This window comes from Paenibacillus sp. GYB003 (assembly GCF_036577625.1).
In the GTDB taxonomy this organism is placed as follows: domain Bacteria; phylum Bacillota; class Bacilli; order Paenibacillales; family NBRC-103111; genus Paenibacillus_AB.
Genome location: NZ_JARBDC010000042.1, coordinates 85,456 through 109,000, shown reverse-complemented (window position 1 = coordinate 109,000; position 23,545 = coordinate 85,456). Strand labels below are relative to the sequence as shown.

Here is a 23,545-nt window from a genome sequence, read left to right as displayed (position 1 = left end):
CGATCCCAACCAACTATAACGGAAACGGAGTGGAGAACGAATGAAACGACTGAAAACGATAACGGCGACGACGATGGCACTTGCGATTACACTGGGCGGCGGCTTGTGGGCGAGCAGCGCCCGCGCGGCCGATACGGCTCCCGATACAACGCAAACGCAGCAGCTTCAAACGGACAAAACGTTCGGAAAACGTCTCGAACGGGCGCAGTGGTCCGGGACGAACGGAACGGCAAACGGAACGGCGGACAAGCCGATCCGCAAAGGACATATGCGGGTCAAATCCGACGAAATCGCCGCGCTGCTCGGTTTGACGCAGGACGAGCTGGGCGAAGCGGTCAAATCCGGCAAAACGATCGCCGCGATCGCAAGCGAGAAAGGCGTCGACGTCCAAACCGTCATCGACGGCATCGTCGCGGCCCAGACGGAGCAGCTGGACCAGCTGCTCGCGGACGGCAAGCTGACGCAGGAGCAGTACGACAGCCGCAAAGCCGGGCTGGCCGACTTCGCCGCGAAGCTCGTGAACGGCGAAGCGGGCGGCAAAGGCCGGGTCCACATCAAGCGCTTCGCCCCGCAAAACGGCGACGGCGCGGCAGCCGAAGCTTCGGACTCCGCGGTATCGTAAGCAAAGCAAAAGAGGACGGCCCCGTGCCGTCCTTTTTCTATGCAAGCATCAACAGGACGCGGCTGCAAACGGCCTCCCTTGTTTACTATCCCCCGCTTTTTGGAAAATATCAGCGGAGAGTCAAGGTCTTTGGGGACCGCTCAAGCGAACGCACCCGGCATTTCGGCCCGACCCGCTATCTTCGTCAAGCCGCTTTCGTATTCACTCTTATCGTCGGAGCGTTCCACAGCTCGTTCCATTTTTTGATGGCGGCGATCATGATGACGATGCCGAGCACGAGCATAATGATGGACAGGATGCCGTTCAGCACGTTGTAGCCCGCGTTCGACGGGTTCAAGTAAACGTTCGCGACCATCCAATACCCCGCATACATGACCGTCACGAACAAATAGGCGAGCGGAATCATGCAGGTGAGCGCATACCAGCGCTTGTCGGCGATTTTCAGGATGACGGTAGCCCCGACGATCAGGCCGATCGCAGCCATCAGCTGGTTCGATACGCCGAACAGCGCCCAGATCGAGCTGATGTCGCCCGAAACGAGCAGATAGCCCCACAGGAAGCAGGCGAGCGCGCTGGCGAAAATCGAGCCCGGCAGCCAGTCGGCTTTTTTGAGCGGTTTGTACAGCTCGCCGAAAAAGTCCTGGATCAAGTAACGGGCGACCCGCGTTCCGGCGTCGATCGCCGTCAGGATGAACACCGCTTCGAACATGATGACGAATTGGAAAAAGTACGACGACAAATGGCTGAACCACGGAATTTTCGTAAAAATGTACGTCATGCCGACGGCGAGCGTCACCGCTCCGCCCGTCCGGCCTTCCAGATTGAGCCCGATTTTCTCGGCGAGCTCCGGCAAATGGACGACGTCCATGCCGAGCGTCTGGAACACCTTCGGTGTCGAGTTGATGGCGACATAGTCGGCCGGCTGCAGGGCGGTCGCGGCGACGAGCGCCATAATGCCGACGACGCATTCGACGAGCATCGCGCCGAAGCCGACCGCTTTAATGTCGCTCCAGCGGTTGATCATTTTCGGCGTCGTCCCCGAGCCGACGAAGGCGTGGAAGCCGGATATCGCTCCGCAGGCGATCGTGATCGAGACGAACGGCCAGACCGGACCGGCCAAAATCGGGCCGCCGCCTCCGACGAACGACGTAAACGCCGGGAACTGGATCGCCGGATTAATGATGAACACGCCGACGATGAGCGCGATGAAGACGCCGATTTTCATAAAGCTGCTCAAATAGTCGCGCGGCGCGAGCAGCAGCCATATCGGCAACGCGGCGGCGAAAAACGCGTAAATCGGCAAAATGTAGCCGAGCGTATGCGTATCGAGCGTAAGCAGGTCGCCGAGCGCCGTTTGCTGAATGGACGGGCCGGCGAACACGCCGATCATGAGCAAAATGAAGCCGAGCGTCGAAGCGAGCTTCAGGTTGCCGGTTTTTTTGTACAAAATGCCGACGAACATCGCGATCGGAATCGTAATGGCGACGGCGAACGTCCCCCACGGGTTGTTTTCGAGGGCGTGCAGCACGACCATCGACAAGCCGGCCATCGTAATCGTAATGATGAACAGCATCGCCAGTCCGGTGCAGAAGCCGGCGACCGGGCCGAGCTCTTCCTTTGCGACCTCGGAAAGCGATTTCCCGTTTTTGCGCATCGACGCGAACAGGACGACCATATCGTGCACGGCGCCGCCGATGACCGCTCCGATGAGCAGCCAGAGCAAGCCGGGCAAATAGCCGAACTGCGCGGCGAGAATCGGGCCGACGAGCGGACCGGCCGCGGCAATGGCGGCGAAATGGTGTCCGAACGTCACCCATTTGTTCGTCGGCACATAGTCTTTGCCGTCCTGAAGCTCGTGCGCCGGCGTCGGCTTGGCGTCGCTGAGCTTTAATACTTTGGCAGCCATAAACGTCCCGTACAGACGGTAGGCGATCAGAAGAATACAGATCGATCCGATAACAATTGAAATCGCATTCATGCAGGCGCGCCCCTTTCGTAGTTCGTAATCCCGATTATAGATGGTGAAAACGAACATTGGCGGTTTTCAGCGCAGAACGCGCGAGAAAGGGCTTAACTTGCACAAAACCGGGCTTGAGGCGCACGATGCGAGCCGCGGGCCGCATAAGAACCGGGCTTAGCGGCATACATTGTCCGTCCCCGATCCATCCGATAGCCCTAAAGCCCCGAACGCCTCGCTAAAAGCCGAGCAGCTGCTTCAGCTCCTTCATGTACGTCCGGCTGACCGGCACGGTCGACCCGTTCCGCATGATGAGATTGCAGGTCGAGTGAAACCACGGCTGAATTTCGACGACGGCGTCGAGGTTGACGATAAACGCGCGGTGCACGCGGAAAAAGGGGCCGTCCTCCAGCTTGCGCTCGAGCGAGGCGAGCGGCTCGTTCACCCGATAGGCGCGCTCGTCGGTCGCGATGATCGTCTTCCCGTCCTCGAAGCCGACGTAGACGATGCGGTCGACCGAAAGGAGCATAATGCGGTCGTCGACCGAAACGGGGAGCCGTTCGAGCCTTTCCTTCGCTCTCGGCCGGCGCGCCGGTACGATCGAGGCGGCCCGGCTTTCCTTCAGCTCGGTCCGTTTGAGCAGTTTGTCGACCGTCCGCTTGATCCGGCTTTCTTCGAACGGCTTCAGCACGTAATCGATCGCATCCAGCTCGAACGCCTGAAGCGCGTACTCGTCGTAGGCGGTCGCGAACACGATGTCCGGCGCCGGCTCGTCGACCTCCTCCGTCAGCCGCTTGGCGATGTCGACCCCGTTCTCTTCGGCCAGCTGAATGTCCAGGAAGACGACGTCGGGCCGCAGCTCGCGAATGAGCCGCAGCGCCGTCTCGAACCGGTCCGATTCCCCGACGACGTCCACCTGGCCCGTCCGGCGCAGCAAATAGGCGAGCTCGTCGCGAGCGATCGGTTCGTCATCCACGATCAAAGCTTTCAGCATAGCGATCCTCCCCTTGCGAATCCTGTATCGGCAGCCGAATCGTCACCTTCGTCCCCTCGCCCGGAACGCTTTCGATGCGAAAGCTGCCTTTCGCTCCGTAAATTTCGTCGATTCGCTTGCGAATGTTATACAGCGCCGTCCCCGTCCCTTCCGCGGACTCGACCGTCTTGCTGCCGAGGGCGTCGAGCAGCCCGGGCTCGATTCCGCGGCCGTTGTCTTCGGCGACGAGCGCCATATGCCCGTCCTCGCGGTACGCCCGCAGCACGATAAGCGCGCTGCCGGCCGGCGTTCGCGCGGGAAACGCGTAGCGCAGCGCGTTTTCGACGAGCGGCTGCAGCGTGAACGGCGGCACGCCGACCGGCTCGAGCGACGGATCGATTTCCATCCGCAGCGCGTATTTGTCCGGAAATCGGGCCTGCTCGATGGCGAGATACGCCCTCACATGCTCCAGCTCCTTGTAGAGCGGAATCAAGATTTGGCGCGCCCCCTGCAAATTGCTGCGGAAAAATACGCTGAGCTGCAGCAGCAGCGTCCGCGCCTGCTCCGGATCGGTCCGGCACAGCGCGGAAATCGTATTGAACGCGTTGAACAAAAAGTGCGGATGCACCTGCGCCTGCAGCGCCTTGATCTCCGCGTCTTTCAGCAGCTTGCGCTGCCGCTCCGCCTCCGCCAGCTCGAGCTGCGTCGAAAACAGCTTGCCGAGCCCTTCCGCCATTTCGCGCTCGGCGCGGTCGAGCGTGCGCGGATTTTTGAAATACAGCTTGAGCGTGCCGACCGTCTGCTCCCGCACCTTGAGCGGCAGCACGATCGCCGCCTGCAGGACGCAGTCCGGCTTGCTGCATTGGATTTGCTGGCGCGAGCCCGCTTCGCCGGTCGTCCCGGTTTCGAGCACCTGCCGCGTCAGCCGGGTCGAGATGCTTTGCAGCGCGATATGATGATCCGCCCCTTCTCCGACGTGGGCGAGCACGCGATGGCGGTCGGTAATCGAGATCGCGTCGGCGTTCGTCCATTTCAGAATGACGTCGGCCGCATGCCTGCACGATTCCGGGTTCAGCCCTTGCCGGAAAAAGGGCAGCGTTTCGTCCGCGATCGAAAACGCCTGCTGCGTATGCAGCGCGCGGGTTCGCGATTCTTCCCGCAATATCGATTGAATGATCAGCATGAACAAAAACGTGCCGAAGCCGTTGACGACGATCATCGGCACGCCGATGACGCGCACGAGCGCGACAGCGGCTTCAAGCGGACGCGCGGCGAGCAATATGATGCCCATCTGCGCCGCTTCCATCGAAATGCCGATGACGACGGCTTGCCAGAGCGCCTTGTTTTCCCATACGCGGATTCGTCTGCCGATCCATCCCGTCACGATGCCCGCGAGTATGCTCGACAGCCCGCAGGAGAGCGCCGTAAAGCCGCCGAGCGTAAACCGGTGCAGCCCGGCGATGAGACCGACGCCCGTCCCGACGAGCGGGCCGCCGAGCAGGCCGCCGATGACGACGCCCATGATGCGCGTATTGGCGATCGCCCCGTCCGGGCCGATCCACGCTTGCCAGGCCGCGGACGAAATCGAGCCGCCGCCGCGAATTTGCACGCCCGTATAGTTGCTGAGCACCCCGAACGCGCCGAATATGAGGATAAGGCTTATTTTTTCCGTATAGCCGTGCTCGTGATAAACGATGGAGCGAAACGACTTCAGCCGGGAGAGCAGGATCGCCACCATCAGCAGCAGGCCGACCCGTTCCAGCATGAGCGGCAGCAAGCCGATCACGACACCTCACACTCCTTCGTTCGACAAGATCTTTCGCATAAGCGCGAACGTACGATATTCGTCCATTATACTCGTCCGAGTTAGTTTACAGTACTCCCGATTTCGTTATTCCGTTTTGAAAAATACGGAAAGAAAGGGAAACGAAAAACACCCGATCGCGTCCGATCAAGTGTTTGCAGGGCGCGCCGCGTTACGCCTTCAGCGCCCGGTACCGTCCGCGCGCTCGAGGCGGGACTGCTGTTGCGGCGGTAATCGCTCGGCGAAAAAGCGGGTGCCGGAAAGACGAAAAAAAGGAAAAGTCCGGCTCGCCATGAACCGGACTTTTGCCTCCTTGCCGCTACCTCCTTTCGCTAAAGCGCCCCTTCTCCCCGCTGGATCAAGGCCGCCAGCCGTCGTCGCCGCCCAAAACGGCGCCTGCGTCGTACTCCGCCGCCTCCCGCTCCGACAGCTGGCGCGACCAGCCGACGCGGGCTTGCGGCGCCGCTCCCGGCCCGCGGCTGTCGTATTCGGCGTACCGGGCCGTCTTTTCCCGTTCCGGGTCCCGCCAATTGTGCCAGCCGGCCGGTATGACGAGCCCGTCCATCCAGGTGCGGATAAACGCGACGCTCGCATGCGGACGCCACGGCCTGCCGAGATAAACGTCCTTCACGCCCGGATCGCCGGTAATGCGGCAATCGAGAAACACGTAGCCGAACCGCCGCTCCGGCGGCGTCGACGCCGCGGTCAAATAGCTGCCGCTCCGCTTGCTGTGAATGACGCAGCGATCGAACACCGCCGTCGCCGCCCCGAAAATAAAGTCGACGTCGCCTTCGATCCGGCAATTCTCGTAATACTGCCTGCCTTCGGCCGTATACAGCGTATCCTGGTAGCCCAAAAACGTCACGTCGCGAAAGACGGCCTTGTCGCTCTGCACGAAGGCGGCCACCGCCTGACCGGTTCCTTGGCCCGAGTCGTTTTGGATCGTCAACCGTTCCGCGGCGAACCGGTCGCCGTAGACGAATACGCTGGCGCTGCGAAACGTGCCGAGCGGCTGGCCGTCGTCGCCGGGCGTATGCGCGTTGTCCGAATTAACGAGAACGGTGCCGTCGCGGCTTTCGCCGACGAACCGGACGTTCGTTTTCGACTGCGGAACGACCAGCTTTTCGCGGTAAACGCCGTTTTTAATCGATATCGTGACCGGCGTCTCGGAATAATCGGGCAGCCGGTCGACCGCCTCCTGAACGGTCGTAAACTGACCGCTTCCGTCGCGGGCTACCACGATCGGATCATTCATTTCGCGAAGCGTCATCGGCGCATCCCTCCTTCATCGATTTGGCGCGCTCGAGCAGCGCCGGAATCCGCACCCCGAAGCAGTACGACTGTCCGACGTCTTTTCCGGAGCCGGAAGGAACTCCCGCGCTATGGGCAAAAGCGCTCATCGCCTTCGCGAGCAGCTCCCCGTCCCCGGAGTACAGATAGCCGTACAGGACGGCGGGCGTCACCATTTTGTCGGTTTTGGCGTTATGAACCCGCTCCCCGCCCGACAGCATCGAATGGGTATATTCCCATGCGCCGACGTCCGGCAGCCAGTTCAGCCTCGCAAGCCGCCGGGCCGCTCGCACGACCGTTTCTTTGGCCCGAACGTCTCCCGTCGTTTGCTCGTACAGGACGAGCGACTCGAGAACGGGCGAGCCGATGACAAACGTGCCCCAGTTGTTTTTCGTCGTCGGCCGGCTCATCGTCCCCTTGAAGTCGCCCTCGAGCGGGTCGTGGCAGTCCAGCACCGTGCGGACGAGCAGGCTCGCCGCCTCCAAATAAGCCGGCTTCGGAAATGTGCCGTACGCCGCCAGCATCGAAACGACCGGCCATGTGATGCCCCGCTCCGTCCCTTCCGCCACGCCTCTGCCCAAAATATCGGCGCTCCACGTATCGGCGACCTTCAAGGCGACGTCTCTCGCCCGCAAATCCCCCGTGAAGCAGTAATATTCCAGCAATCCGCGAATCCAGGCGTGCGAGCCGAGCTTCGGCGTCTCCGAATTATGCCGCTCGCCGTGCTGATGCACTTTGCCCGCATGCGGACCGGCGTGGCAGACGTCGATGTCCATCATATGCCGCGCGGCCGGCAGCGCGTACCGCTCGAACCAATCCCGTCCCGCGCCGCGGAGGAAATGAAGCATGCCCACATGGGCGTAATCGTACTCGCCGTTGTTCCATACGCCCGGCTTGCCGTATTGGTCGTCGCCGAAGTTCCGGTCTCCGTACAGACGCAGCGCATCGCGCCGGCGCAGGCAGGAAGCGAGCGTATCGTCCACCGCTTTCTCGTAGTCTTCGTACCGGTCGGAGCGCGGAATCAGGTCGCCCAGCGCGCCGCTATCCGTGTACCAGTCCCACGGGGCGAGCGCGAGCATCGGGCGGTGAAACGCGGCGGACATGCGGCGCGCCGCTTCGTCGCTCAAGTCCGGCGCGGCGAAGGCGAGCAGCAGCTCGTGCGTGCGCGCTTCCCCCGGAGCGAGCGAGTAACGGTCCAGCATCTGATTCGCCGGAACGAACGAATCTTTCGTATCGGACCGCCCGGGCAGCAATCCGATCGTCAGCTCGTCCCCGTTCGTCTCCACGCTTTTCGGATAGGTTTCGGCAAAATGCCGGATCGTCGCGACAACGGCCGCGCGCCCGTTTCGCGCGGCGAGCCAGCCGTCGTGCCGACCGTTCTCCCGCCGATGCTCGGGCGCCGCCGGGTCAAGCGCGCCGCAGCCGTATTCGTCTTCGGCATAATGTATGATCCCGAGCGTCCGGCCGGGCGCGACGCCGTCTTGCTCGTACAGGACGCCGTCCCCGCCGCCCGCCGATATCCGCTCGACCGGCATCGGCAGACGGAGCGCCAGCTCCGCAAAATGAGCGCCGTCCGGTCCGGCGGCGACCGTATGGGTCAGCTTCAGCTCCGTTTTCCCGCGATACGCTTCGATCCGGATCTCGTACGCCAACCGGCCCCGCAGCCCGTCCTCGGCGCCCGATTCGGCGGCTTCGCCCGCTTGCGGCTGCTTCGGCGCCGGTACGTAGCTTCCGGCGATTTTGACGATCGCCCGCTCCGTGCCGTTTTCCTCGACGATCCGTTCGCGCGGCTTTCCCGCCACGTACCTCGTTCCGCCCGCTACGGTTTCCGCCGTACCGTACAATCCGCCCTCGGCGGACGAAACCGGCCGCCACGCTTCGCCCGCTTTCACCTCAATGCCGCTTACGAGCGCGCCGTCCGCGCCGATCGTGCCGCGCCAAACGCCCGTATCGAGCAGCACGCCTTCCGGCGTTTCCGTCGCGATACGCCGCGGCGCAGTGCCGTCGTCGAGGCCGACGTCGTCCGCCCTCGGCTCTGCGACGAGATCGTACCGCCGCTCCGCGCCCGCTTCCGCGTCCGTCCGGAAGTGGAGCAGCGCCCATTTCACGGCGATGCCGTCCTCCCAATGGGCGAGCGGAGCGAATTGGGCCGGCACGCGCCGGCCGTCCTGGTCGTAAAGCGCCAGATCGCCCGCACGGCGAAGCCCCGCCGTTTTCGGCACGGGAATCCCCGTCGCGACCGGCTCGTTTCGCCGCGGAAACGGCAGCGTGTTGCGGACCGACAACGTAACCAGCCGGTTCATGCTCGTCCCCCCGTTTCTTCGCAGCCGCCGGATCGGCCGGAATCGCCCGGCGATTCGAGCGGCCGGTAGCGAAAGCGGCGGAATACGGCGGTTCCTTCCCCCGCGGCGTCCAGCCCGACGCGCAGGCTGAGAAAGCCGCCGAACGTATTGTGATGGAAGCCGGAGGCGTCGGCCGTTTTGTCGTATTTGCGCCAATGAACGCCGTCCTCGCTGTAATGAAACGATACGATATGCCGGTCGTTCCGTATGCGCACCCTTACACGGTCGCCCCTGCACGGAATCGAGGCGTACGATTTGTGCGAACGGAAATGGCGCACTCCGCCCGCCGACACCCCGATGCCGAGATAGGCTTGCTCGTTGTAGTACAGCATCAGCCTGCCTTCGGCGCCGCCGCGGACGATCACGTCGACTTCCGCTTCATAGGCGCAATCGCCCGCCATGTACAGAAGCGGCGCAGGAGGGGATTCGCCCGGCGCGCCGTCGACGCGCAGCTCCCCGCCGCCCGGACGGAATCGCTCCCGCCGCGGTTCGCCGTACCACTGCCAATGCAGGCCGAGCCGGTCGTCTTCCCAATCGTCGCCCGCGACGTGTCCGCCGGCTTGCGGCTCCGCTCCCTGCGCGGCGGCTTTTGCAAGCTCCGTCCGTTCCGCGCCGGTTCCCGAGGCGATATTGTACCAGCCGTCGGCGGTCCATTCGACCTTCTGCAGCAGCGTTTGACGGCCGAGCGTATGAAAGCCGTTCAAATAGCCGTGGTACGCGATATACCAGTCGCCGTGCGGCGTATCGGCCAGCGTGCCGTGGCCGCGCGACCACCAGCGCTCCGACGCGGAGGCGGTACGGACGATCGGATTGTAGGGCGAATGCTCCCACGGCCCCCACGGCGTCCGCGATCGGGAGGAGACGACCATATGGCTCGTCGGCGGGCCGGCGGTTCCCCCTTCGGCGGCGGTCATGTAATAATAGCCGTTTCGGTACGTCGCCTTCGGCCCTTCCAGACCGAACGCCTCCACCTCCCATTCCGCCGGATAATGCCAGCCTTCGTAAACCCGCCTCGGCGGCCCGACGACCGACATTCCGTCGTCCGACAGCGGGACGATGTCGATCCCGGACACGTACAAATACCGGTTGCCGTCCGGACCTGCGACATGGCCGGGATCGATCCCCTTCAGCTTCAGGTCGACCGGCCGGCTCCACGGGCCGTGCGGCGAATCCGCGGTCACGACCCAATTGGTGCGGGCGGCGGGAAAGTAGATGTAAAACTTGCCTTCATGACAGACGAGCTCCGGCGCCCAGACGTCGCCGACGTATTCGTGCAGCGCGGCGGATATCGGCGTCCAGCGGAGCAAATCGCGGGAATGCCAAACGATCAGCCCGGGCACGTGCTTGTATGACGTATGCGTCATATAGTAATCGGCGCCGACGCGGATGATCGACGGATCGGCATAATTGCCCTTCAGCGCCAAAACGACCGGCGCTTCCGCAATGTCGGCGTTCGCGGTACGATGCATGGACGGTTCGCCCCTTTCTCCTTTTCGCTGTCGGCGCTTCCTGCGGCAAAAATCGAAGGGAGTCCGCCCGCGCCCGCGTCCCCCCTTCCGCTTTCGGCCGGCGTTCGGCGCCGGTTATTTCGCCTTCAGCTCGGCGATTTTTTTGTCCGCCTGGTCTTTCGCCTGCCGCAGGGCGGTATTGATGTCGATTTTGCCGGTAGCCAGGTTCACGATATGCTGGGTCGCGGCTTTTTCCACGTCGGCGTCGTACGGCGTCTTGCGCATGACCGGCGCGAACTTGTTGTGGAAGGCGGCCTGCAAGTTTTTGCCTTTGTACGCGTTCGTGCCGTACGCCTTCTGGATGTCCGGATTTTTCAGCACGGTCATGTTGCCCGCCTTGGACGCTTCCGTCTGGAATTCGTCGGAGAGCAGGTACTTGATGATTTTGAAGGCGTCGTCTTTGTTTTTCGCGAAAGACGGAATCGCGAAGTAGGTCGGATACGACTGGCTGCCGACGTCCGGACTGTCCGGGTACGTCGGGTACGAGGCCATATCCCAGTTGAAGCCCGCTTTCGCGAAATTGGCGTTCCCCGCATGATGCTGAATCGTGCCGAGCATCGCCGCCTTGCTGTCGTAAAAATCTTGGGAATCGGCGACTTTGTCCCCCTTCGCGGCCATGAACGACCGATAGCCCGGGTCTTCCGCCGGAACGTACAGCGGCTCGAATATTTTTTTCCACTTCTCGTCGTCGTACGTGGACAGTCCCGTTTTCGCATCGACGTACGGCATGCCCAAGCTGTTCAGCTTGATTTGATGCTGGCCGGACAGCGCGAGGCCGACATACGTCACGCCGTTTTCGGTACGGTTCAGCTTTTTGGCGGTATCGTAAATTTGCGGCCACGTCATGCCGTCCTTCGGATACGCGACGCCGAATTTGTCGAAAATGTCCTTGTTGTAGTAGAGCACCAAGTTCGTGTTGAACACCGGCAATCCCCACAGCTGGCCGTCCGCGTTGTTTTTCATCGAATCGATCAGGCTCGGCTCGATCCGGTTCAGATCGAGGCCGTACGTTTTGACCATGGCGGAAAGATCGTACTGAAACTTGAATACCGGAACCTCGTTGAAAAAGGAGCCGATCGACCGGGTGTAAATGTCGATGTTTTCGCCGGCGGTAATCAAATTTTCCAGCCGGATCTCTTTGTTCGTCAGCTTGTAATTGATCGTCACGTTCGGGAACTTTTTGCGGATCGCATTGCCGAACAGGGCGTCCAGCTGATCGGCCGTCGTGCCGCCGGCGTCGGTGATGTCGATCGTGACCGGCTTGTCGATCGTATCGGTCGCCTTGCCGCCGCCGGCATCGGCGGCGCCGGAGCCCGCGCCGTTTTCTTTATCCGTCCCTCCGCAGCCGGCGGCCGCCGCCGCGAGCAAGCCGAGGACGACGGATAACGTTACGTGTTTTTTGAACATGCAAACCCTCCTCTTATTCGTTCTGACCGGTCCGACCGCGAGGATACAGCGCTTTCCTTTGCCTGAAGGACAATGGCTTCGCGCGAACGGCCGCCTCCCGCGCTTGCCGTCTTTATGCGCGCCGCCTTACGTTCGGAGCCCGGCAGCGGCGCTGGGGCGGTCCGATCCGCAGGCGGGCCGTTGCGCGAAAGCGTTTACCCCTTCTCTAGCTTCAACGAGCAACAAGCGAGCTTTCCTTTCGGATAGCCTGTTACCGCTTTCAGTATATCGCACATAAGTGCTATATTCTTCATATTTGGATGTCATTATGCGATATAAATTGATTTTAATTGTCTTATTATACCCGAAACGGCAGCGGAGCGGGAAACGAGACGGAAATGTTCCCGTTATTGTCGCCGGTTTCCCGTTTCCGGGTAAAAACGGGATAACGCCCGTTGCAAGGGTCCATGCCGTGCTTTCGCCGATGCGGCGCCATCTGAACCGGGGCTTCTCCCGTTCGTTCGAAACGACACCGATAGGAGAGCGAGTAAGCCGGAGATTACGAAACGGAAAACGCCGAAACGGGAACGCATAACGGCCGCTGTGTCCGCACGGCCCGGCCCCCGTCCGGCTCGCTTCTTGCCGGTTTCGAACATAGGCTAACGAACCGAGACATCGTTATCGGAGCCGAATGCGGCGCTTTACTTTTGTAACGAACTCCAATAATGCTATTGCCGGCAAACCGGTCCGATTTCCTCCACTTTCGGCTCGATAACGATACGAGGATTCGTTAGCCTGAAAAACGATCGTTTTTCCGTCCCATAAGCATCGGACGATTCGTTAGCCACTGAACCCGGTTCCGCCGGCTGCGAAGGAGCGGGCGAAAGGCTCCCAAGCGGTCAGGACGGCCGCTACAGCGCCTTAACGATATAGGCGCGCCCCGTCTCCGTCGGAAACGAGATCGTCTTCGTCGAGCCCGAATCCGCGACCGAATCCGCATCCGCATCCGCGTCGGTCTCGATCGGCCGGCCATCCGCCGATACGCGCGCCGCGTTTCGGTCCAGCATCAACCGGCAGCGGCCGCCCAGCGCGGAGCGGATCGCCGCCGTCCGCAGCTTACCGCCTTCCCATTCGATATCGACGACGAAGCCGCCTCTCGCCCGCAGCCCTTCCGCGCGTCCCGACTCCCACGCCTTCGGCAGGGCGGGCAGCAGGCGAATATAGCCCGCGTGGCTTTGCAGCAGCATTTCGGCGATGCCCGCCGTCCCGCCGAAATTGCCGTCGATCTGAAACGGCGGATGGTTGTCGAACAAGTTCGGCAGCGTCGATTGGCGGAGCAGCTCCATTACGTTCGCGTACGCCTGCTCCCCGTCCTCGAGCCGGGCCCACATGTTGACGATCCATGCCCGGCTCCAGCCGGTATGCCCTCCGCCGTGCGCGAGCCTGCGCTCCAACGCGACGCGCGCCGCCGCGGCCAGCTCCGGCGTTTCCTTCACGGTGATCGCGCTGCCCGGATGAAGGGCGAACAGATGCGAAATGTGCCGGTGCCCCGGATGCTTCTCCTCGTAATCGGCAAGCCACTCCTGCAGCTGGCCGTGCTTGCCGACGCAAGGCTCCGGCAGCCGGGCCAGCGTCTCCCGGAACGGCGCCGATTCGCCGCCCTCCCCGAGCAGCTGTCCGGCCTCGACGACGGCCTCGAACAATTCCCGCAAAATTTGGCTGTCCATCGAAGGACCGGCGCACAGCTGCCCCTGCTCGCCGTTTGGCAGCACATACGTATTTTCCGGCGATACCGAAGGACACGTGACGAGACGGCCGTCCCCGCTATCGATCAAATAATCGAGGAAAAATGCCGCCGCTTCCTTCATCGTCCCGTAGCAGCGGGCCAAAAAGTCGCGGTCGCCCCCGAACCTGTAATGCTCCCATAAATGAAGGCACAGCCACGCCGCTCCCATCGGCCAATGCGTCGCAGGCAAATAAATGTCCTGCGGCGCCGTGTCGGCCCAAATATCGGTGTTGTGATGGGCGACGAAGCCGCGGCAGCCGTACATGCGCCGCGCGGTAACCCGGCCGTTGACGCGCATCCGCTCGATCAGGTCGAACAGCGGCTCGTGGCATTCCGCCAAGTTGCACGTCTCGGCCGGCCAATAATTCATCTGCGTATTGATGTTGATCGTATATTTGCTGTCCCAGGGCGGACGCATATGCTCGTTCCAGATGCCCTGCAAATTGGCGGGCAGCGAGCCCGGACGGCTCGACGCGAGCAGCAAATACCGGCCGTATTGAAAATACAGCGAAACGAGCCCGCTGTCCTCTCCGCCCTCGCGGACGCGTTCCAGCCTTTCGTCCGTAGGCAGCTCCGCCGCGGCGGCCGCGTCGTCCGAGCCGCGGATGTCCAGCCGCACCCGCCCGATCGGGGCGGAAACGTCCGCGACATGGCTGCCGCGCAGGGCATCGTACGTTTTCGCCGAAGCCTCCCGCACCGTTCGCATGCACTCCGCTTCCGGATCGGCACGGCGAAACGTCGTTTCGGCCGCCAGCAGCAGCGTGACGCGGTCCGCCCCTTCGACGAGCAGATGCTCGCCGATCGTCCTAACGCTTCCGCCCTCGGGATAGGCGGCCAGCACCGCGCAAAAGTCCGAGCCGCCCCGGCCGCCGCAATGGCCCTTCATGACGAGCATCCGGCCTCCGCTCGAGCGAAGCTCGTCCACGTAACGCTGCTTGCCCCGCGTCAAACGGGCGGCAAAGGAGATACTGCCCTTGCGATCCGCCGCCAGGCGGACGACGAGCACACGATCGGGATAGCTGGAAAAATACTCTCTCGTATGGCGCACCCCGCCAGCCGTATAGGAGACGGCGACGACGCCCGCGGCGAGGTCCAGCTCCCGGCGATAATCGCCGTAGCCGGCGTGATCGAGCTGAAGCGAAAGTTCGCCGAGCGGCATATAATGGCGCTGGCTTTCGGGCGTGCCGGACAGCGCCATGGCGGCGAGACGATGCGCCTCGCCGAGCCGGCCGTCCAGAATAAGCCGCCGGATCGCCGGCAAATGCTCGAGGGCGTCCGGATTGTTGCGGTCCGCCGGCCCCCCGTACCAGACGGAATCTTCATTGAGCTGAATGCGCTCCCGGTCGGGAATGCCGAACACCATGCCCCCGAGGCGGCCGTTCCCGATCGGCAGCGCCTCGTTCCATTCGGCGGCAGGCTTGCGGTACCATAAGAAGGGACGGTTCGCGTCGTTCATCGTTTTATTCCCCCTTCGACCGTTCTTCGACCGCCGATACGCGGAACCAATCGACGTCGGCGTATCCGCCGACCGCGGAGGCGGGGCGCTGCCCGGAGATCGCGAACAGCCCGGTTTTGGCGCCGACCCAATGGCCTTTCCGCGCCTCGAACACCGGCGCTTCCGCCGGACGGAACGACACGCCGTCCGCGCTCCAGGCGAACGCGCAGCGCGCGCCTTCCGTCACGGTCACGCGCAGGTACAGCGCGCCGGAGTCGCCGCCCCCGTCCGCTTCTTCATTGCCGACGCTGACGCCACCCCCGCTTCCGTTTCCGTTCCGCGCCGTCTTCTCCCGCCACAGCTCGCTCTCGCCCTCCTTGTCGCCGACCGTCAGGCTGACGGCCAGGCCGCCGGCGCCGTCCGCGGTGCGCAGGACGCTCAGCGTCGCGTAGCTGTAGCCGAACACGACGATGCCGGCCCGTTCGCCGGCGGCAAGCCGGGATCCGTCCAGCTTGGCCGTCGCCTCGAACGACGGCGCGGGAAACTTTTGCAGCAGCAGCTGCGGAGCCATATACAAGCCCGGCGCATCGTGCGGCGCCTGTACGGCATACAGCCGCAGATGGCTCGGCCTCTCTTCGAGTCGGTACCAGCTCTCCTGCGGATTCGCCTGCCACTGCCATTGCAGCCCGAGCTCCGCCGCGTCGAACTCGTCCGAAGCGGCCGGCGTCTCGATCGGATACGAGCGCCCGACATTCGGCTTCCGCATGCGCAGGACCGGTTCGCCGACGCCGTCCCCGTCGCGATCTTCGCCCATCAGCGGCCAGCCGTCGCGCCAACGGACGGGCTGCAGATGGACGATGCGGCCGTACGCTCCTTTGTCCTGGAAATGCAGAAACCACGATTCCCCCGAATCCAGCTCGACCCATCCGCCCTGATGCGGACCGTTGACGGGGGTATCGCCCTGGCGCAGCACGATTTTGTCCTCGTACGGACCGAACACGCTTTTCGAGCGGAACACGACCTGCCAGCCGGTCGCCACGCCGCCGGCGGGAGCGAAAATGTAATAATAGCCGTCCTTCTTGTACAGCTTCGGTCCTTCCAGCGTCGGATGGTCCCGCTCGCCGTCGTAGACGATCGCCCCTTCGTCCAGCAGCCGCGTGCCGTCCGGCGACATGCGGCAAACGCGCAGCTTGTGCTTGATCCCGCACCGGCTGTTCGCGTAGGCGTGCACGAGATACGCCCGACCGTCGTCGTCCCAGAACGGGCACGTGTCGATCAAGCCTTTGCCTGCGTGAACGAGATGCGGCGGAGACCATTCCCCGGCCGGATCGACCGCCGTCGTCATGAAGATGCCGACGTCCGGATCGCCGTAAAAAATCCAAAACTTCCCGTCATGATGCCGGATGCTCGGCGCCCATACCCCGTTTCCGTGCTGCGGCTTGTCGTAGCCGGGCAGCTCCATCCGGCGGATGGCGTGACCGATCAGCCTCCAGTTGACCAAATCGTTCGAGCGCAAAATCGGCAGCCCCGGAATATGGCCGAAGCTGGAGGCGGTCATATAAAAATCGCCGCCGACCTTTACGACGTCCGGGTCGGAATAATCGGCATGCAGCACCGGGTTCGCGAACGTGCCGTCTCCCTGGTCGGACACCCACGGCTCACGGCTTGACAATCGATCGGTTATGCTCATCTTCGTTTCCTCCTTCATCGTCGCGCGCAAGCGTCTTCCACAGCCAATCGTACGATTTCGCGCCGCTGATTTCGTGTCCGCCGGCAAAAAAATCGGCCTCGAGCTTATCGCCCGCTCCCGCCGCCGCATAAATGCGGCCGAGCCGCTCGTACGCCTTGACCGCGCCTTCCGCCGGAAACACCTGGTCCCGGGCCCCGGACTCGATCAGCAGCGCCCTCGGCGCGATCAGGCCGAGCAGGTCCGGCATTTCCGCGTCGAGCAGCACGCCGGGAATGTAGTTGTCCACGCAGTGGGCTCTCGTCAAAACGCTGTCCGCGAACGTATTCGCGTAGCCGCTGACGACGGCCGCCTTCACGCGCTCGTCCAGCGCGGCGGTAAATCCGGCGACGAGTCCGCCGCCGGAAATGCCCATGCAGCCGATGCGCGCCGGATTTACGTCGCCTCGGGACTGCAAGTAGTCGATCGCGCGCATCGTTTCGTACATGCGCACTCCGGCGATCGTCATCCCGAGCATGAGCAGATGGACCGACAGCCGCAGACACGAGCTTTGCTTCGGGCCGGCCGCCTTGTCCTCGGGGAATCGCCTGTCGCCGAAGCCGAGCAGCTCCGGCGCCGCGACGACGAAGCCGCGCCGGACGAGCTCCACCGCGAAATCGCGGTGCAGCGTCGGATCGCCCGCCCGCTCGGAGCCGTCCGGCTCCAGCCCGACGATTTCCCTGCTGCCGTACCCGTGGCCGTGGCAGGCGACGACCGCGGGCGTTCCCGGCTTCGCTCCGTCGGGAACGAGAACGTACATCGGCATCCGCACGCCGGCATACGTCGTCACTTCGACCTTCTCGCGCACGTAGCCGTCTTTCCGCGTCCGCTCCGTCACGGTATGCGACGGGTCCGGCTCTTTCCCTCGCTCCGGAAACCCGCCGAGCCGCTGCGCGAATCGCCCGGCGAGCCGCTCCCGCCAGCCGGGCCAGTCGGCGGCGTCCGGCCCGAGCTCGTCCGAACGAATGCGCCCTTGCGACAATTGCCGCAGCACATGCTCCGGTCCCTGCATAACTACCCCTCCGTTTACATTTTCGGTTCGGTAAAGTTAAAAGCGTCTTGATTCTCGCTTCAATTCGTGAAAAAATTGATTTAATTTGCGATATCGAAAGGAGAACGTCCCCGATGATACCCGATACCCCGCCCAAATACGAAATCGACGACGCCGCCTTCTCCATCCAACGGATGAAACGGTCCGGCTATTCGAAGATGCCGCGCCCGCACGTCCACGATTTTTACGAGCTGTATTATTTGCTCAGCGGGGAACGGGTTTACTTCATGAACGGCAGCGTCTATCTCGTCCGGAAGGGCGATCTCGTCTTCGTCAGCCCCGGCGACCTTCATTCGACGGCCAGCTCGGAGGTGCTCGAGTTCGAGCGGGTGCTCATCCACGTCTCGGCGCCGTTTCTGGCCGACCCGGGAGCCCGCGCGTCCGACCTGCTGTCCGCCAATCGTTCCGGCCTGATCCGCTTCTCCATCAAGGAACAGGCGCGCGTGGAGCGGCTGCTGCTGCAAATGATGGCGGAATGCGAAGAACGGCAGCCGGACTACGACATTTGCGTCCGCGCTTCGCTGCTCGAGCTGCTCGTCTGCATCCGGCGGGCGGAACGGCAGCAGCATCGGCCGTCCCCGCAGGCGGACGCCCATCCGATGCACCAAAAAATATCGGAAATCGCCGCCTATATCCACGAGCATTATCCCGAGCCGATCACGCTCGAATCGGTCGCCAAAACGTTTTACATCAGCCCTTCTTACCTCAGCCGCGTCTTCGTCAAGCTGACCGGCTTCCATTTCCGCGAATACATTCAAGTGGTGCGCGTCCGCGAGGCCGAGAAACGGCTGAAGCAGACGAAGGACAAAGTGCAGGCGATCGCCGAGCAGGTCGGCTTCGAGCATATCGCCCATTTCAACCGGATTTTCAAAAAGCAAACCGGCCTCTCCCCGCTCCGGTACCGCAAGCACAGCTGACACGCCCTTGCGTCGGCGGCGGGACAAGCCGCGCGCGCCGAAGCCGAATGCGCGGGCTCCCGACAGCCGGATAACGGTCGAGCCGGAGCGGCGCCGAAGCTCCCGGCGCGCGGCGATTCGCCGCATGACGGCGGTCGGCAACCGCAGGGCGGGCGTCATTCCGTCCGCACGCGGCCGGCCTTCACCTCCGGCGCGAGCTCGAGCGTCCGCCCGAACGGGGGCGGCTCCAGCCCGCGGCAGACGATGCCGTCCGACCGCGGGCCGGAAACGCGCAGCAGGCAGCCGCCATCGCCGCCGTTCCCGCTCCCGCTCCCGCTCCCGCTCTCGCCGGACAGCCGCTCGATCCGCGCGCCGACGCAGTCGTCCAAGACGACGAGCGGTCCGCCGCTTGTGCGGATGTGCGCGTTCCGCAGCGTCATGCGGGCCGCGTTCGCGCACCGCGCCCCACGCTTGCCGGAAAAGCGGAAGCCGTCGATCGTCAATCGCTCGAGCGGCATTTCCGGCAGCCCGTTGACGAGCAGGCCGGTTTCGGCGCCCGCACACCAAACGTCCCCGATCCGGATATCCCGGAAGACGGGCGTCTCCTCCGAGACGGGTACCGGCGTTTTGCCCGCTTCGCCCGACCCTTCCTTCCCTTCGTAAAACAAATGGAACGATACCGCTTCCGCTTTGATGCCGAGCATCCGAATCCGTTCGATCCGGATCCGTTCGACGACGCCGCCGCGCCCTCTCGCGCTTTTGAACCGAAGGCCGATGTCGGTGCCGATAAACGTGCAGTCCGACACCGTCACGTCGCGGACGCCGCCGGACATTTCGCTGCCGATGACGAAGCCGCCGTGGCCGTGATAGACGGTGCAGCCGCGCACCGTAATAAACTCGCACGGCTTGCCCAACGCACGGCCGGCGGCGTCCTTGCCCGATTTCAGGCAGATCGCGTCGTCGCCGACGTCGAACGTGCAGTTTTCGACCAGCGCGAACCGGCACGAATCGAGATCGAGCCCGTCCCCGTTTTGCGAATGCCACGGATTGCGGACCGTAACGCCGCGAACGGTAATATGCTCGGACGCCCACGGATGCAGGCACCAGGCCGGCGAGTTTTGAAACGTCGGCCCTTCCAGCAGCACCCTGCGGCAATGGCGCAGGCTGAGCAGCACCGGCCGCAAATAGTCGCGCACCTCGCGATAGGCGGCGATGTCCGTCCGCTTCTCCCGGCGCAGGCGGGCCACGATCTCCGCGCCGTTCATCGCGGCTTCGGACGGCCACCACATGCCGCCCGCTTCATCGACGACGCCGCCGGACGCGACCAGCTTGCTCCACTCGCCCGCGGTCAGCTTCGCTTTTTTGACCGGCCGCCACGCCTCGCCTCCGCCGTCGAAAATGCCCGGGCCGGTAATCGCCACGTCGTGCAAACGCTCGCCGTCCAGACCGGAGCGGCAGCGGAACGATTCGCTGCCTTCGTAGCTGGACATCATGAGCGGGTAGTCGTCGAAATCGGTACTGAACCGGATGAGCGCCCCCGCTTCCGCATGCAGCTCGATCCGGCTGCGCAGCTCGATCGGCCCGGTCAGCCATATGCCGGGCGGAATGACGACCCGTCCGCCCCCGGCTTCGGAGCACGCCCGAATCGCCCGGGCAAACGCTTCCGTATTGCTGTGGAGGCCGTCGCCGACGGCGCCGTAGTCCGTAATCCGAAAGCTTGCCTCCGGTATTTGCGGAAGCTGAACGATCGGCATGGCAAGGCGCTCCTTCCCCGTCTGTTCGATCCGTATGCTCATCCTTTGCTCTCCCTTCCGCTCTGAACGCCCCTATTATAGAACATGGAACCACTATTTTACTTGCACCGGATCGTCCATTTTCGCCGTAAATTGACTTTATATGTCCTTTTGCCGAGCCGGACCGGCGGCTTCCCGTTCTGCGGGGCGAAACTTTCGCGGGCGATGCGCCGTATTCATGTATACTGTAATCGTACATCGCGGCAAGAAAGGAGCGCACCCCGTTGTCATTCCCGACCCCGGACAACCGAAAATGGTACCGGAAAAAAAGAAACGCCGCCCGCATCGGCGCGGCGGCGATCTGGCTTGCCGGCAGCGCGGCGATCGCGGCGGCGTATTCGGCGGACGAACGTCTCGTCCTTTGGACCCAGCTCGGCATCGGATGCGCCGCGCTGTTGTTTTTCAGCTTTTTGACGCCGTATGTCGTCCGCCTGGCGAAACGTCGACGCTACCCGAAAGGGTATAACCTCTTATTCGCCGCCGTATTCGCCAGCATGCTGCTCTATATCGCCGTTCTGCTCGGCGGAACCGTGCTCGACATCGCACAAGGACCCGTCACGACGAAAGCGACCGTAGCGGACCGATGGGATCCGAGACGCGGCGGAGACCAAGTGCGGTTTGCCGACGGAAGCACGTACGAGGTGTTCAAGGAGTACGTTCGGCTGGAGAAAGGACATACGTATACGGTCAAATTGTTCAAGCACAGCAAAATCGCGATCGGCATCGAACGGATCGACGTCAATAACAGATAGCGCCATGCCATTCGCCTTCGAGCGGCGCGGGAGGAGGCACCGGCAGCTTCAGCTCCTGTGCGGCGATTCGAAGGTATTTGACGGAATACGGCACCCGGATATCGGACGGAGATGCGTTATACCCCAAATAAAAGGCCGGATCGACATGATTCAGCAGCTTCAAGTCGTTCCGGTACAAGGCCGCGTCCCACCGAACGTTCGAGATCGAGCGGATGACCGCTTCAACGGGCCACTCGGTTTCTTTGGCTATCGCCGGCGCGGCCCGATAAGGCTCCTCGCGAAACAAACGGCCGGCGAGCAAATGCGCCTTCATGTAGGCCACGGTTACATCCTCGTGGGCGAGAACCCAACGTTCGTCGGCGGCCACGCCGGCCAAAAGGCCCGAGGCGAGCTCGCGCTGAAAGACCGCAATGCCGATCCCCTCGTGCCGAACGAGACTTAAATAAGGCTCCCACATCATCGTCGCGTTCAATCTGCCTTGACGCAAGCTCTCGATGCTGTCGTCGATCGAACGGTGGATGATGTTCAGCTCCGGCAAGCGATGGGATTCCAGCAGCTTTCTTAACCGGTACTCCGCATTCGTACGAAAGGTGGTTGCGATGGGGAGCGTGGCGAGCTCGGACAAATCGTTCAGAACGGTCCCGTTCGGCACGACGAACGCGAATCCGCCCCCTCTCGGGGATTTCCCTCCGGCCGCGAGCAGAACGGGATGGAAGTCGGGCATGATTTGGCTCAGCAGCCGGCATACGGACAAGGCATAATCGCCGAAGGTGGCGATTTGGATTTGCCCGGCCAGCATCCCTTTCACGAGCTCCATGCCGTCCTTGGCGCGATGCCACCGGACATCGATCCGGTCGCTCGGCCGAATGCGACCGAGCTCCTGCTCGAACAGCCCCAACTCCTTGATGACGATCGGACTCCACATATGCGTCGAAACGGGCGTATACCCGACCGTGATCGCCAAGACCGGCGGGGCGTCCTCGGGAACGCGCCGCATCCGGCTCAAGCCGCGGTACCAGCGCTGCAGCTCGTTTTTGTCGAAGTAAATTTCTTTCCCGATCTTGACGCTGGGCATCTGTTTGGTTTTGCGCCAGCGATCGACCGTCGAGCGGCTGACGTCCAGTTGTTCCATCACCTCTCGAATCGATATATATTGAAATTGGTCTTTGAGCACGATCGAATCCCCCGCATTGTAAAATAATGGGCATTATCGTCAATAATGGTCATTCCACACTTATTTTCGTCAAATCGTTGACAAGCAGCATCGTTATTCCTAGTATAACGATAAGAATAGAAAGATATCAACGCCGTTATCGGCTAATGAGGAAAGGAAGGATCGATTTGTCGAACACAGTAAGCGCGGAATGGCTCCGCGAACGGCTGCGCGATCCGGACTTGGCAATCGCCGACTGCCGATTTGTGCTCGGCGATCCGGCGGCGGGCAAGCTCTCGTATGAGAACGGTCATTTGCCGGGAGCGGTTTATTTCGATCTGGAGCGGGATTTGTCCGGTCCGATCGGCATCCACGGCGGAAGGCATCCGCTGCCCGAAGCGGAGCGGCTCGCCGCCAAGCTCGGGGCTGCCGGGATCGGCGGGGCCTCGACCGTTGTCGCCTACGACGATCAAGGAGGCGCCATGGCGTCGCGACTTTGGTGGATATTGAACTATTACGGTCACACGCAAGTCTATGTGCTGGACGGCGGCTACGGCGGCTGGATCCGTCGCGGATATCCGCTCGAGACGGAAGTCCGGTCCCGCCCCGCCGAAACGTTCGTTCCGCGGCTTCGGCACAATTGGCTTGTGGACGCGGCGCAGGTCAGACGGAGATTGGGGGACGAGGCCGCGATACTCGTCGATTCGCGCGATGCGCGAAGATATCTCGGGATCGAGGAACCGATCGACAAGGCGGCCGGCCATATCCCGGGCGCGGTCCATTACGATTGGAAAAGCGTCTTTACCGCGGAAGGAGCTTTGAGGGAGCCGGCGGAGCTGCAGGAGCATTTCCGGGCGCTCGATCCGGCTAAAGAAATCGTCGTCTATTGCGGGTCCGGCGTCACCGCATGCGCGAACGTTCTCGCCCTGACGGAAGCCGGATACGCGAACGTCAAGCTGTACGGCGGGAGCTGGAGCGATTGGATCACGTACCCGGACCATCCGATCGAAACACAACCGGAATCGAATAGCTGACCGGACAGCCGGAGGCTAAGATCGTCACAATGCGCGA

The 23,545-nt window shown here is 62.8% G+C and carries 16 protein-coding genes; 4 read left to right on the top strand and 12 right to left on the bottom strand.

Annotated elements, in window-relative coordinates; genetic code table 11:
- Positions 1 to 40: 40 nt before the first annotated feature.
- Entirely contained in the window at positions 41 to 622 is a 582-nt protein-coding gene (locus PV407_RS14940) for a hypothetical protein (protein WP_332090724.1), read from the top strand.
- A gap of 184 nt (positions 623 to 806) precedes the next feature.
- Here the strand turns inward: PV407_RS14940 and cstA are convergent, their stop codons facing one another.
- From cstA to PV407_RS14890, 10 genes are all read right to left on the bottom strand, one after another.
- The gene (gene cstA, locus PV407_RS14935; RefSeq protein WP_332090723.1) at positions 807 to 2,600 is read right to left on the bottom strand and encodes a carbon starvation protein CstA; all 1,794 of its coding nucleotides are present in this window, start codon (positions 2,598 to 2,600) and stop codon (positions 807 to 809) included.
- A gap of 217 nt (positions 2,601 to 2,817) precedes the next feature.
- Positions 2,818 to 3,573 carry a LytR/AlgR family response regulator transcription factor gene (locus PV407_RS14930; RefSeq protein WP_332090722.1) on the bottom strand — a complete coding sequence of 252 codons (756 nt, stop codon included), beginning with the start codon at positions 3,571 to 3,573 and terminating at the stop codon, positions 2,818 to 2,820.
- A complete protein-coding gene (locus tag PV407_RS14925; protein WP_332090721.1) occupies positions 3,548 to 5,338 on the bottom strand; it encodes a sensor histidine kinase in 1,791 nt (596 codons plus the stop codon). The genes PV407_RS14930 and PV407_RS14925 overlap by 26 nt, the downstream gene beginning before the upstream one ends.
- 376 nt (positions 5,339 to 5,714) lie before the next feature.
- Entirely contained in the window at positions 5,715 to 6,626 is a 912-nt protein-coding gene (locus tag PV407_RS14920) for a pectinesterase family protein (RefSeq protein WP_332090720.1), read from the bottom strand.
- The gene (locus PV407_RS14915) at positions 6,604 to 8,949 is read right to left on the bottom strand and encodes a hypothetical protein (protein ID WP_332090719.1); all 2,346 of its coding nucleotides are present in this window, start codon (positions 8,947 to 8,949) and stop codon (positions 6,604 to 6,606) included. Before PV407_RS14915 ends, PV407_RS14920 begins: the two co-directional genes overlap by 23 nt.
- Complete coding sequence (locus tag PV407_RS14910) at positions 8,946 to 10,457, bottom strand: family 43 glycosylhydrolase (protein WP_332090718.1); 1,512 nt, start codon at positions 10,455 to 10,457, stop codon at positions 8,946 to 8,948. The genes PV407_RS14915 and PV407_RS14910 overlap by 4 nt, the downstream gene beginning before the upstream one ends.
- A gap of 114 nt (positions 10,458 to 10,571) precedes the next feature.
- A complete protein-coding gene (locus PV407_RS14905; RefSeq protein ID WP_332090717.1) occupies positions 10,572 to 11,903 on the bottom strand; it encodes an ABC transporter substrate-binding protein in 1,332 nt (443 codons plus the stop codon).
- Between the two features lie 890 nt (positions 11,904 to 12,793).
- Positions 12,794 to 15,124, bottom strand: coding sequence for a glycoside hydrolase family 95 protein (locus PV407_RS14900; protein ID WP_332090716.1), 2,331 nt, complete (start codon positions 15,122 to 15,124; stop codon positions 12,794 to 12,796).
- A 4-nt stretch (positions 15,125 to 15,128) separates the two neighbouring features.
- Positions 15,129 to 16,793 (bottom strand): glycoside hydrolase family 43 protein, encoded by a 1,665-nt coding sequence (locus tag PV407_RS14895; protein WP_332090715.1) that lies wholly within the window; start codon positions 16,791 to 16,793, stop codon positions 15,129 to 15,131.
- The gene (locus tag PV407_RS14890) at positions 16,762 to 17,841 is read right to left on the bottom strand and encodes a dienelactone hydrolase family protein (RefSeq protein ID WP_332090714.1); all 1,080 of its coding nucleotides are present in this window, start codon (positions 17,839 to 17,841) and stop codon (positions 16,762 to 16,764) included. The genes PV407_RS14895 and PV407_RS14890 overlap by 32 nt, the downstream gene beginning before the upstream one ends.
- A 113-nt stretch (positions 17,842 to 17,954) precedes the next feature.
- On the opposite strand from PV407_RS14890, the gene PV407_RS14885 reads away from it, so the two are divergent.
- A complete protein-coding gene (locus PV407_RS14885; RefSeq protein ID WP_332090713.1) occupies positions 17,955 to 18,797 on the top strand; it encodes a helix-turn-helix transcriptional regulator in 843 nt (280 codons plus the stop codon).
- A gap of 155 nt (positions 18,798 to 18,952) precedes the next feature.
- Here the strand turns inward: PV407_RS14885 and PV407_RS14880 are convergent, their stop codons facing one another.
- Positions 18,953 to 20,572, bottom strand: a complete 1,620-nt coding sequence (locus PV407_RS14880; RefSeq protein WP_332090712.1) for a glycoside hydrolase family 28 protein — start codon at positions 20,570 to 20,572, stop codon at positions 18,953 to 18,955.
- A gap of 221 nt (positions 20,573 to 20,793) precedes the next feature.
- On the opposite strand from PV407_RS14880, the gene PV407_RS14875 reads away from it, so the two are divergent.
- A complete protein-coding gene (locus tag PV407_RS14875) occupies positions 20,794 to 21,321 on the top strand; it encodes a hypothetical protein (protein ID WP_332090711.1) in 528 nt (175 codons plus the stop codon).
- Here the strand turns inward: PV407_RS14875 and PV407_RS14870 are convergent.
- Positions 21,308 to 22,495 carry a helix-turn-helix domain-containing protein gene (locus PV407_RS14870; RefSeq protein WP_332090710.1) on the bottom strand — a complete coding sequence of 396 codons (1,188 nt, stop codon included), beginning with the start codon at positions 22,493 to 22,495 and terminating at the stop codon, positions 21,308 to 21,310. The two genes, PV407_RS14875 and PV407_RS14870, sit on opposite strands and share 14 nt — an antisense overlap.
- A 167-nt stretch (positions 22,496 to 22,662) precedes the next feature.
- Here PV407_RS14870 and PV407_RS14865 point away from each other — a divergent pair, with 167 nt between their 5' ends.
- The gene (locus PV407_RS14865; protein ID WP_332090709.1) at positions 22,663 to 23,508 is read left to right on the top strand and encodes a sulfurtransferase; all 846 of its coding nucleotides are present in this window, start codon (positions 22,663 to 22,665) and stop codon (positions 23,506 to 23,508) included.
- The last annotated feature ends 37 nt before the right edge of the window (positions 23,509 to 23,545 follow it).